This is a genomic window from Caballeronia mineralivorans PML1(12) (assembly GCF_001028175.1).
Classification (GTDB): domain Bacteria; phylum Pseudomonadota; class Gammaproteobacteria; order Burkholderiales; family Burkholderiaceae; genus Caballeronia; species Caballeronia mineralivorans.
The window spans coordinates 73578-84866 of record NZ_AEJF01000136.1; the positions used below are offsets into that span (position 1 = coordinate 73578).

Annotated in this window: 12 protein-coding genes and 1 pseudogene; 7 read left to right on the forward strand and 6 right to left on the reverse strand. The window is 61.0% G+C overall.

The genetic code is table 11. The annotated features are described in order from the left end of the window. Positions 1–2: 2 nt before the first annotated feature. The 6 genes from EOS_RS22445 to EOS_RS22470 form a co-directional block, all read right to left on the reverse strand. Complete coding sequence (locus tag EOS_RS22445) at positions 3–1253, reverse strand: M20 family metallo-hydrolase (RefSeq protein ID WP_047848901.1); 1251 nt, start codon at positions 1251–1253, stop codon at positions 3–5. Then, complete coding sequence (locus EOS_RS22450) at positions 1250–2053, reverse strand: amino acid ABC transporter ATP-binding protein (protein WP_047848902.1); 804 nt, start codon at positions 2051–2053, stop codon at positions 1250–1252. Before EOS_RS22450 ends, EOS_RS22445 begins: the two co-directional genes overlap by 4 nt. After that, positions 2050–2703 (reverse strand): amino acid ABC transporter permease, encoded by a 654-nt coding sequence (locus tag EOS_RS22455; RefSeq protein ID WP_047848903.1) that lies wholly within the window; start codon positions 2701–2703, stop codon positions 2050–2052. The genes EOS_RS22450 and EOS_RS22455 overlap by 4 nt, the downstream gene beginning before the upstream one ends. 7 nt (positions 2704–2710) lie before the next feature. Next, positions 2711–3373 (reverse strand): amino acid ABC transporter permease, encoded by a 663-nt coding sequence (locus EOS_RS22460; protein WP_047848904.1) that lies wholly within the window; start codon positions 3371–3373, stop codon positions 2711–2713. A gap of 15 nt (positions 3374–3388) precedes the next feature. Continuing rightward, a complete protein-coding gene (locus tag EOS_RS22465; protein ID WP_047848905.1) occupies positions 3389–4246 on the reverse strand; it encodes a transporter substrate-binding domain-containing protein in 858 nt (285 codons plus the stop codon). Between the two features lie 362 nt (positions 4247–4608). After that, positions 4609–5109 (reverse strand): SDR family NAD(P)-dependent oxidoreductase, encoded by a 501-nt coding sequence (locus tag EOS_RS22470; protein WP_235442919.1) that lies wholly within the window; start codon positions 5107–5109, stop codon positions 4609–4611. Between the two features lie 36 nt (positions 5110–5145). Here EOS_RS22470 and EOS_RS45695 point away from each other — a divergent pair. The 7 genes and pseudogenes from EOS_RS45695 to EOS_RS22505 all read left to right on the forward strand — a co-directional run. After that, positions 5146–5343 (forward strand): annotated as a pseudogene (locus EOS_RS45695) (DDE-type integrase/transposase/recombinase); the annotation flags it as partial. 386 nt (positions 5344–5729) lie between these two features. Continuing rightward, on the forward strand, positions 5730–6266 hold the full coding sequence (tssB, locus tag EOS_RS22480) for a type VI secretion system contractile sheath small subunit (protein ID WP_047848907.1): 537 nt from the start codon (positions 5730–5732) through the stop codon (positions 6264–6266). 52 nt (positions 6267–6318) lie between these two features. Beyond that, positions 6319–7815 (forward strand): type VI secretion system contractile sheath large subunit, encoded by a 1497-nt coding sequence (gene tssC / locus EOS_RS22485; protein WP_047848908.1) that lies wholly within the window; start codon positions 6319–6321, stop codon positions 7813–7815. A gap of 67 nt (positions 7816–7882) precedes the next feature. Further along, the gene (locus tag EOS_RS22490) at positions 7883–8374 is read left to right on the forward strand and encodes an Hcp family type VI secretion system effector (protein ID WP_047848909.1); all 492 of its coding nucleotides are present in this window, start codon (positions 7883–7885) and stop codon (positions 8372–8374) included. A 60-nt stretch (positions 8375–8434) separates the two neighbouring features. Then, positions 8435–8890 carry a type VI secretion system baseplate subunit TssE gene (gene tssE / locus EOS_RS22495; protein ID WP_047848910.1) on the forward strand — a complete coding sequence of 152 codons (456 nt, stop codon included), beginning with the start codon at positions 8435–8437 and terminating at the stop codon, positions 8888–8890. A 1-nt stretch (position 8891) separates the two neighbouring features. After that, positions 8892–10655: a type VI secretion system baseplate subunit TssF gene (gene tssF, locus EOS_RS22500; protein ID WP_047848911.1), complete on the forward strand. Its 1764-nt coding sequence runs from the start codon at positions 8892–8894 to the stop codon at positions 10653–10655. Next, positions 10610–11289: type VI secretion system baseplate subunit TssG (locus EOS_RS22505; protein WP_047848924.1), on the forward strand; the 680-nt coding region annotated here is incomplete at its 3' end. The genes tssF and EOS_RS22505, both read left to right, overlap by 46 nt.

Here is an 11289-nt window from a genome sequence, read left to right on the forward strand (position 1 = left end):
TTTCAAGGTGCTTCGTTGCAGAGATTAACCAGGCAGTGCGCGAGTGCGCGTGCGCCCAGTACAAGGTGATCGTCGTCGGTGGCTTCCAGCGGGTTGTGGCTGATGCCGCCGCGACTCGGAACAAACAGCATCGCGCTCGGGCAATGTTTCGCCAGATACATGGCGTCGTGAAATGCACCCGACGTGATGCTCAGCGATGGCACGCCAAGCGCGTGGCATGCATCGGCTACGCGTTGAATCACGGCGGGTGCGAAGTCGACGGGCGGATGAATGAAGAGCGCCTCCGATGTCACGGCGTTTCGCGCCGTGCAGTCCAGAAGCTTGCGATCGAACGCGCCGAGCACGGCCGGGTCCGGATGGCGGAAGTCGATGCTGAACGTGACCTCCGATGCAATCGTGTTGATCGAGTTTGGCAGCACGGTCCAGCGGCCGAAGGTGATGCGGGTGTCGTCGCCGCCTAGCTGATGCGCGAGGGCCGCGATCTCGGCGCGTATGCGCACGGCGAGCGTCATGGCGTCGTGGCGCGCATGCATAGGCGTGGTGCCCGCGTGCGCTGCGACGCCCTTGCAACGCACCGCGTACCAGCGCACGCCTTGAATGCCCTTGACCACGCCGAGGGGAATATTGGCGAGTTCGAGCAACGGTCCTTGCTCAATATGCAACTCGATAAACGCATGCGCCGCCTTTTCTACGGCACGCGTTTCGAGCGTGGGAAACGCTTCACAGTGAGTAGCAAGTGCGGCGGCGAGCGTGATGCCATCGCCGTCTTTTGCCGGGTAATAATGCTCGAGCAAACCCGGATCGACGAACGCGCTCGATCCCATCGCGCCCGGTTGAAAACGCGTGCCTTCTTCGTTGGTCCACGCCGCGACTTCGAGCGGGCGGCGCGTTTGGATACCGGCATCGTTCAGTGCGGCGAGGCATTCGAAGCCTGCGAGCACGCCGTAGCAGCCATCGAGCTTGCCGCCGGTCGGCTGCGTATCGACATGGCTGCCGGTCATTACCGGTGGAAGGGCTTCGAGACCCGCGCGACGGAAAAACAGGTTCGCGCAGGCGTCGGTGCGTACGGTGCAGCCGAGCGTGATGGCGCGTTCGATCAGATGGCGCCGCGCGTGTATGTCCGTGGGAGACAGCGCCGGGCGATCCACGCCTCCGTCTTCGCCCGCACCGAAATGAGCTAGCGTTTCGATGGAATCGAGCAGACGCGATGCATCGACATAAGAGCTCGCCCTGAGTGCGTCGTCCTGCATCATGCGACTCCAGTGACAGAGGTCAGACTGCGATCGAACCACGGCTTCAGGAACTGCTGCAAACGCGGCGTGCGAGTGTTGCCGAAAATCTGTTCTGGCGGTCCGGCTTCCACAATCTGCCCGGCTTCCATGAACACTACGTGGTCCGAGATCTTCGCAGCGAAGCTCATCTCGTGCGTGACCATGACCATGGTCATGCCGTCTTGCGCAAGCGAACGGATCACGCTCAATACTTCTTCCACGAGTTCAGGATCGAGCGCAGAGGTTGGCTCGTCCAGCAGCATCACTTCCGGTTCGATTGCCAACGCGCGCGCGATGCCCACGCGTTGTTGCTGACCGCCGCTGAGAGACGTGGGGTAAGCATCCGCTTTTTCAGCGAGGCCGACGCGCGTAAGTGCAGCCAGCGCCTGTTTATGCGCATCGGCCCTGCTCGTTTTCTTCGACAACACCAGCGGCGCAGCCACGTTACCCAGCACGGTCATGTGCGGCCAGAGATTGAATTGCTGGAACACCATGGACACAGGCCGACGAACTTCCGCGATGCTCTTTTCACTATCGCGATCACGTTCCGAGCGGCCCGCCGAGCGGTAACCGAGCAACTGGCCTTTGATCCACACTTCGCCTTCATCGTAGGCTTCGAGGAAATTCATGCAGCGCAGCGCGGTCGTCTTGCCGGAACCCGAAGGCCCGATCAGCGAGACTATTTCACCGCGCGTCACCGCGAGGTCGATGCCCTTGAGCACGCGATTGGCGCCATACGATTTACCCACGGCGCGCAGTTCGAGAATGGGCAATGAACTCATGAAGTTTTCCGCGAAGGAGCAATCATCGCCTGCGCACACCGAGCGGCGATGGCGATGCATTGCGTGAGAAGCCAGTAGCACACGATCAACATCGCGTACGGCGCGATGTACGTATAAGTCGAGGCGACAATGTCGCTTGCCGTCATCGTCAATTCAGGCACGGTGATGATCGACGCCACTGCGCTTTCCTTAATGACAAGAATGGTCTGGTTCGCGAGCAACGGAATGGCAAACGCGATCGCCTGGGGCATTTCGATGCCGCGAAAAGCGGCCCACCGGCTGATGCCAAAGGCGCGCGCCGCTTCCATGTGGCCGCGCGGAATGCTGGCCCAGCCGGCGCGAAAAATCTCCGCGAAGTAGGCCGCGGAATAGAACGCCAGCGACACAATAGTTGCCTGCACGGCGGTCATGGTGATGCCGATCACGGGCAAGCCAAAATAGACAATCACGAGTTGCGACAGATACGGCGTACCACGCACGAGCCACACATAGACGCGATACGGTCCAGCAAGCCAGCGCGGAAACCGCAGCCGCAGCGCGTTCAACACGAAGCCACCCAGCGCGCCGATAAAGGCCGCGAGCAAGCTGACCTCGAGCGTAACGAGGATGGCTTCGGCGAAGCGCGGTATGAGCGAGAGGAAACTGTTCATAGATGGCTCAGGCTCGCCGCGCCACGCGCCGTTCGATACCCCGGCCGGCGAGCGACAGCAGCGAAGTGATCGCGAGATAGAAGCACGCAGCGAGCGTGTAGACCTCGAGCGGCCGGTAACTGACCGAAGACAATTGCTGGCCGACGCGCATCAGGTCGGTGACGGCAATCACCGACACTACCGCCGACGCCTTCACGATATCGATCATCTCCGACACCAGCGCCGGCAACGTCAACGCAACCACTTGCGGAATCTCGACGTGCCACAGCGTCTGGCGGCGCGTGAGATTGAAGGTCTGCGCCGCTTCGATCTGCCCGCGCGGAATCGCGATAAAACCGGTGCCGAGAATCTGCGACTGATACGCCGCCGTATTCATCGATAAGCCCACGGCCGCCGCGACTACACCAGGGATGGCCCACCCGAGCCCCGATGGCACGTAAAAAAACACCAGCAATTGCGCGAGCACTGGCGTGCCGCGAAAGATGCTCACGTAGGCCCGTGCGGCCGTGGCCAGCGTGCGGCTCTTGCTCGCCGACATCATGTAGATGAAGATGCCCGCGAAGAAGCCGCACGCCACCGCGATCGCCGAGAGCCACAGCGTCGTGATGGCGCCGTCCAGCAGTTGCGGCAGATAACCGAGACAGCGCGCGAGGAGATCGGGCGGATTCATGTCGATGGATACTGCTTACATCGACGGTTCGGGCATGGCGTCGGCGGGAACGTCCATGGTCGTGCCGAACCACTTCATCTGCAGCGCTTTCATGGTGCCGTCATGATTCGCGCGTGCAATGCCGTCGCTGAAGAGCTTGAGCAGCGTCGCGCTGTCGGTGTCCTTGCGCGCGACCCACGCGAAATAGCTCTTCGGTCCAATGCTCTGCGGCAGCAGGGTGAACACGCCCGGACGTGACTTCAGCAAGGGTCCGAGATTCGAGACCGACTGCGCGACCGCATCGAGCCGGCCCACCGCGAGATCCGCATAAGCTTCGTCGAAGGCAACGTATTGCTTGATCTGCTTGATACCCGGACCGCCGGCGGCCTTCAGGTTCTTGTCGAGTGTCATCAACGCCTGCAATTGTGCCGAGCCCGTTTGCGATCCGACGATCTTGCCGTTCAGGTCGTTCGGCGACTTGATGGAAGCTTCGTTCGAACGCACCAGCACACCTGCGGTTGCATCCGCAATGGGCAACGTGAACGCGAAGTGGCTCGCGCGATCCTTATTGACGGTGACGGCGGTGATCACCATGTCGAAGCGTTTTGCGTCAAGGCCCGGTAGCAAGCCCTGGAACGGCAGGTCGAGTTGCTTGAGCTTGACGTCGGGCAACGACTTCAGCACGTATTGCAGAAGGTCCGCGTCATAACCGACGATCTTGCCGTTCTCGATAGACTCGAACGGGGCATAACGCGCTTCCGTTCCCACCGTGATTTCCTTGTTCGCCTTCACGCGTGCGAGCAGGTCGCTGCTTTGCGCGTGACCCGGGATCGACGCGCACAGCGCAAGCGCGCCGGTCATCGACAAGACAAACGTACGGAGTGACTTATGCATGATGCTCCCGTGCGGCCACGCCGCAAAGATGGGTTAGTGAGTGTATTCAAGTAACTTGAATAAAATTCACTATGCATGAAGTGTGCCACATAAAACAGGCTTGTGCGGGTGTTAATTGACGCGACCTGCGTGCACCGTCGTGGAATTTGAAAGAGGTCAGGCACCGATAAAGTGCCGTCATGCACAACGTAACGACAGGATGGTCGTTCGCTTGGGGAGGGATAGGGTTGCCGCCGCAAAAGGCGCGGCCAAGCCCTATATAGATGGATGGAAGCCGCGCGGAGGGCCGTACGCGGTTTTGAAGAAAGCGGCTTAGAGCCGCTCCAAGGGTAGGTCAACCCATGCCTGCGAAGGCAAGCGCTTCAGATCTGCGCGTACCCGCCGTCGACGCACAACTCGCTTCCAGTCATGAAGCTGCTGTCATTAGACGCAAGGAAGAGTGCGGCAGCGGCGATTTCGTCCGGGTCCCCCATGCGCCCAAGAGGGGTTTTAGCGATCAGGCCGGCCATCATGGCTTCCTGCTGGCCGCTGCGGGCCAGTCCATTGAGCAGACCCGGTGTGGAAGTCGGGCCTGGCGAAAGCACGTTTACACGAATTCCGGTCCCCACTAAGTCCAGCGCCCAGCTTCTTGCAAAATTGCGAATGTCGGCCTTCGATGCACTATAGACGCTGAAGGCAGGCGTTCCCATCTGATCCGTCGTCGAGCCGGTAAGGATGATCGACCCACCCGCTGTCATCATCGGCAATGCTTTCTGAACGGTGAACAGAGTTCCCTTGACGTTCACGCCGAAAATCCGGTCGAACGATTCTTCGGTGATCGAACCAATCGGCTGGGTGTCTCCCAGTCCCGCATTGGCGAGCAATACGTCGATGCGTCCTTTCGCGGCCTTTACCGTAACCTAAACAACCTTGTTGAGCAGGACCATCGAGCGATCAAACGTGTTGCGCGGCCGATGCTTGGGTTTAAGAACTTTCGCTGCGCTCGCATCATCTTGTCTGGTATCGAAGTTATGCACATGATCGCGAAAGGACAGATGCAGACTGGCGTCGACCAGAAACGCTCAGCCGCCGAACAGTTCTACGAACTTGCAATTTAAGCATTCCCATCAACTTTGCATCGAATCGCCTGGAAATCCCTACCCCGACAGAACCCGAACTCGTCCTGCGGGCGGACGAGCCAAAATTTATTCTAAAAACTGAGACACCCGATCAATTCGGTCTTGGCGGCACACCTACACTCCTCGTCGTCAATGCGTCGGGGGATTGCATTGGCTTTGCCGCAGGTGCTGGCAACGAGTATTTGGGCCGTGGTCGGAGGAACCTGTTGCTCTGGCTATCGTTTCGCTCTGGCGTTGCATCTGGGCAATGGCTGTCGTGCGTCATCGCTTCCCAATCCCACTGTTTATCGTGTCCATCCGCAGATGATCGCTGCGAGTTTGGGTGATTTCCAACGCATTAGAGTTTCTCATTCCCGGAGAGGTTCATGTCCAACAGTTTACAGCAGTGGGTGGGACGTAATCGCCCCCCGCGCGTTCAGATTACCTACGATGTCGAGCTCGGCGATGCCGTCGAAAAGCGTGAATTGCCCATGGTGGTTGGCCTGCTCGCCGATCTTTCGGGTCAACCTGCAGTGCCGTTGCCCAAGCTCAAGGAGCGCCGCCTCGTCGAAATCGATCGCGACAATTTCGACGAAATCATGAGCAAGATCCGTCCGCGCCTCGATCTGTCGGTACCCGATACGATGAAAGGCGAAGGCAATCTGAAGGTTGAGCTGAATTTCGAAAAGTTCTCCGACTTCCATCCGGAGAGCCTGGTGAGCCAGGTACCGCGCCTCGCCAAGCTGCTCGAAGCCCGGCAACAGTTGCGCGATCTGCTTGCGAAGCTCGACGGCAACGACGAGCTGGACTCGATGCTCGAAAGCATTGTGCAGAACTCCGAAGAACTGAAGAAGGTGCAAAGCCAGGCACATGCTGGCGATACGTCCGGGGCGCCAGTGGCCGAAGGCGCGCCGTCTGAGTGACGGACCCATTCTCCGCGTCGCTGACGCAACGAACTCCCCAAGGGGGATCCAGATGAAAACGAATTCTGCCGCCGACAGCGCGGTAGCCGGGACGACCTCGAACGAGGCCGAGCTGAGTCTCCTCGACCGCATCGTTCAGGAAGGCAACATGGCCGTGGAACCCTCGCAGGGAGTCTACGCGAAGAAGCTGATCGGTCAGCTCGCCTCGCAAATTCTCGACGAGGGCATGCGCACGAGCCCCGACAAGAGCGTGGTGGCAATGATCAACGAGCGTGTCGCTGAAATCGACGGACTGCTGACGGACCAGCTCAATGCGATCATGCACGATTCCGCCTTTCAGGCGCTTGAAGCGTCGTGGAGCGGCATGCATGACATGGTGTACGGTACGGAGACGAGCACGCGCCTGAAGTTGCGTTTGCTCAACGTCACGAAGAAAGAGCTGCTCAAGGATCTCGAGTCGGCCGTCGATCACGACATGAGCGTGCTGTTCAAGAAGATTTACGAGGACGAATACGGCACCTTCGGTGGTCAGCCGTATTCGCTGCTGATCGGCGACTACACGTTCGGCCGGCATCCGCAGGACATCGCGCTGCTCGAGCGCATCTCGCGCGTCGCGGCGGCCGCGCATGCGCCGTTCGTGGCAGCAGCGGCGCCAAGCCTGTTCGATCTCAAGTCCTATACCGAACTCGGTGTCGCACGCGACCTGTCGAAGACCTTCGAAAGCGCTGAACTGGCCGGCTGGCGCAGCTTCCGCGAGTCGGAAGATTCGCGCTACGTGACGCTCGTGCTGCCGAACTATGCGGCGCGCTTGCCGTACGGCGCGAAGACCAAGCCGGTCGAGAATTTCAACTTCGAAGAAGACGTCGACGGCACGGATCACAGCAAATACCTGTGGGCGAACGCCGCTTATCAACTCGGCTTGCGCATCACGGATGCTTACGCGAAATACAGCTGGGCAACCGCGATTCGCGGTGTGGAGGGTGGCGGCAAGGTGGACGGCATCGCCGCGCATGCCTACAAGACCGGCGAAGGCGACGTTGTTCTCAAATGCCCGACCGAGGTCACGATCACCGACCGCCGCGAGAAGGAACTGAGCGATCTCGGCTTCGTCGCGCTCGTCAATTCGAAGGGCTCGAACTTCGCGACCTTCTTCGGTGGACAGACGGCCAACAAGCCCAAGGTCTACAACAAGGATGCGGCCAACGCCAACGCGCAACTGTCGGCACGCCTGCCGTTTGTGCTCGCGGCGTCGCGCTTCGCGCACTACATCAAGGTGATGATGCGCGACAAGGTCGGCAGTTTTCAGACGCGCGCTGACGTGGAGAATTATCTGAACAACTGGATTGCCGATTACGTGCTGATCAACCCGGCGGCGTCGCAGGCGCAGAAGGCGCGTTTTCCTCTGGGCGAAGCACGGGTCGACGTCACCGAGGTTCCTGGCAAGCCAGGCGCATATCGCGCGACCTGCTTCCTGAAGCCGCACTTCCAGATGGAAGAACTCACGGCATCGATTCGTCTGGTTGCAGACCTGCCCGCTGCGGCAGCTTGATGGACGACGTGCGGCACCGCGCCGCGCGTCGTGTTGTCTTTTCATAACTATCTAATTCAGGCCAATCATGGATACGATCATCCTTCAATTCAAGGATATTAAGGGCAATTCGCTGGTCGACGGTTTTGCCAACGGCATCCTGCTCATGTCGTTTTCCCACAGCGTCTCAATGGCAATGGGCGTCGATTCCTCCAATACAGAGCGCACCCTGGGGCGCCCGTCTTTTTCCGAATTCTCGGTCAGCAAGAGCACGGACCAGTCGACGCCTGCGTTATACGCGGCTTGCGCCGCCGGCACCAAGCTCGGCGACGCGACGATTTCCATCGGGCGCAACGAGGGCGGCAAGTTCATGCTGCATATGAAATACGTGCTCACCAATGCGATGGTCGCAAACATCGCGACGAGCGGCGGCGGTTCCGACATGATGGATTCGTTGTCGATTAACTATTCGGCGATGACGTCCCAATACACCCAGCAGAACACGGACTCGACGAAAAAAGGCACTGCGCCGTTCGGCTGGGATCGCTCGACCAACAAGGCCGTCGCTCCCAAGGCGTAACACGCCGTCGCCCGCCGCCCGGTGGGCGACCCGTCCAGCTAGTTCAACCGGTTTCGCGTTATGTCGGCAATCGCCAACGGTTATCCCCTGCCCCTCTTCGAGCGTCTCGTCGAGAATGCGGACGCATCGATGCTCGGAGAGGATGCGCTTCGGCAATCTGTTGCGCGTGAACTATCGCGTCTGCTCAATGCGCGTTCGCGCTTGGCGATGGAGGCATTTCTCCAGAGCGAGGGTACGGTGATCGACTACGGTGTACCGGATTTCTCCGAACGTTCGCTGCGTTCAGGCCCAGATCGAGACGCAATCGCCGATGCGATCCGGCATGCAATAAAGCTGTTCGAGCCGCGGCTCGTGAATGTCACCGTGGAGTTCGCATTTCCGCCAGGGCGGGAGCAGCACGCCATACTCGCGATCGACGGCGACATGCGCCAGGGAAAGTCGGTCGAGCACGTCTTCTTCGAACTGGCGACCAGCGGCAGCGGCACCGTCGAGACGCGTCCGCTGGAGCTTGATTGAGATGGCGTCCGACGACATTCTCCAGTACTACAAACGCGAGCTTTCGTACCTGCGCACGCAGGGTGCCGACTTTGCGCAGCGATACCCGAAGGTTGCCGCGCGCCTCGCGCTGCACGGAACCGAATCGCTTGATCCGCACACGGAGCGTCTGGTCGAGGCGACCGCATTTCTCGCCGCCCGTGTCCATCGCGATCTCGATCAGGCGTTTCCGGAGATCGCCGGGGCGTTGCTCGAGAACGTCTGTCCATCGCTGGTGCAGACAATTCCGTCGATGACGGTCGCGCAGTTCGATCTCGATCTCACTCAGGGGAAGGTGACAGCCGGATTTCGTGTACCGCGTCACACGGGTCTTGCCGCCCGCACCGAAACAGGAGAGTCGTGCCGCTTTCGCACCGCATGGGACACCGTGTTGTGGCCGTTGAAGATCAGCCGCGCGGTCTTCGGCGAAGACGCGACGCTGCGCCTGACGCTTGAATGCGAAGCGGGGGGCGACTTTGCCGAACTCGACCTGACGCAGTTGCGCATCCATCTGCACGGGGATTGGATGGTGACGATGCCACTCTATGAACTGCTCGTGTCGGGCGTTACCGATGTCTCGTTGCGTCCGGGGCAGGGGCCGGCGGTGATGCTGTCGCCGTCCGCATGGCGCGAGGTCGGCTACGCCGAGGAGGACAGCGTGCTGCCGCAGCCGTCTCACGCGCATCCGGCGTATGGGCTGATGCAGGAGTACTTTGCGTTTCCGCGCAAGTTTCATTTCTTCGATCTGAGTCTGCCGGCCGGTCGCCTCGGCGCTGGGCGCACCTGCGACATCGTGCTGCATCTGGACCACGTGCCGAGTGGGCTCGGCATGCTCGGCGCACAGCATTTCCGGCTCGGCTGCACGCCGATCGTGAATCTGTTCTCGCAGACCAGCGAACCGGTCGTGATCGACCAACGCACTTACGAATACCGGCTCGTCGCGGATCAGAAGCGCGAACCGATCACCGAGATCCATTCGATTCTGTCGGTGGTCGTGTCCGATCCGGCAAAGGATCGCGAGACGATGGTGCCGTGTTTCACAGCGGCCGACCACAGCGGCCGGAATGAGGCGGGCAGCGACACGATGTTTTGGTTTGCCCGCCGTGAGCACAGCCTGCGTAGCAACTTGCCGGGCGTGGACGTGTATCTGGGTTTCGTCGATGCAAGCAACGTGGCCGGCCAGCCCGATGCGCCGGTCGTCTATGCGAACGTGCTATGCACCAACCGCCGGCTCGCCGAACAGGTGCCGGTCGGTGCACGCATGCTGGTCGAACGGGTTTCGCAGAACGCGCGGGTGCGCTGCCTCTATGAACCGACTGCGCAGCGCAATCCGCCGCTCGGCAGCGACACGCTTTGGCGCCTGGTATCGCTGCTGACGCGCAACTATCACTCGTTGGTAAGCGGGGCGACCGGTCAGCGCGAGCTGCAGGAGATGCTGCGCCTGTTCGCCTCGGAGGGGCCGCGCGAGCAGGATCAGATTCGCGGCATCAGGAGCATCGCGGCGCGTAACGTCACGGCACACGTGGGTGGCGAGGCGTGGCGCGGCTATTGCCGCGGCACTGAAGTCAGCGTCGAGTTCGATGCCGACGCGTTTGTCGGCGGTTCGCCGTTGCTGTTGGGTGCGGTGCTCGCGCGCTTCTTCGCGATGTACACGTCGGTCAATTCCTTTGTACGGCTGGTGGTGCGCCGGGGAGACGAGATATGGAAGCAATGGGAGCCGATGACCGGCTGCCAGCAACTGCTTTGATCGCTCGTCTGGTCGCGCAGCCACAGGGTTTCGACCTGTTCCAGGCCATCCATCTGCTGGAGCGTGCGCAGCCATGGGCCCGGGCGCTCGGCTACGGCGATGGCACGGACGAAGCGGTGCGTCTCAAGGGGTTCGTGTCGCTGGCGTTTGAAGCCAGCGATATTCGCACGGTGCTCCGTCACGCGCTGCCGGACGCAGTGGAGACGGCAGCGATCGATCCTGTCGATGACGCTACCGACAGCGCGGCAAAGCAAGCCGCGCGCGCACCCCGCGAGACCTACACGCTGACCACGCCGGTGTTGACGCTGGCCGGTGCGAACGGCCCGTTGCCCCTGCCGTTCACGGAGATGGTGCTGGCGCGGCGCACGACGCGCGAGCCGGCAATGGCCGATCTTCTGGACATTTTCAATCACCGCTTCCTGTCGTTCCTGTACCGGAGCCGGCAGAAGCATGCGCCGGGCCTGAGCGGACGCTCACCCGACGACGCCGCGCTCGCGGCATGTCTCGATGCGCTCGGCAACCTCGGTCTGCACGGTGGCGAACGAGGTCCACAAGGCACGCGGCTCTGGCTGCGCCACGCAGGGCTGTTCGGCGGCGCACCGCACTCGCTGACGGGGCTGCTTGCGCTGCTGTC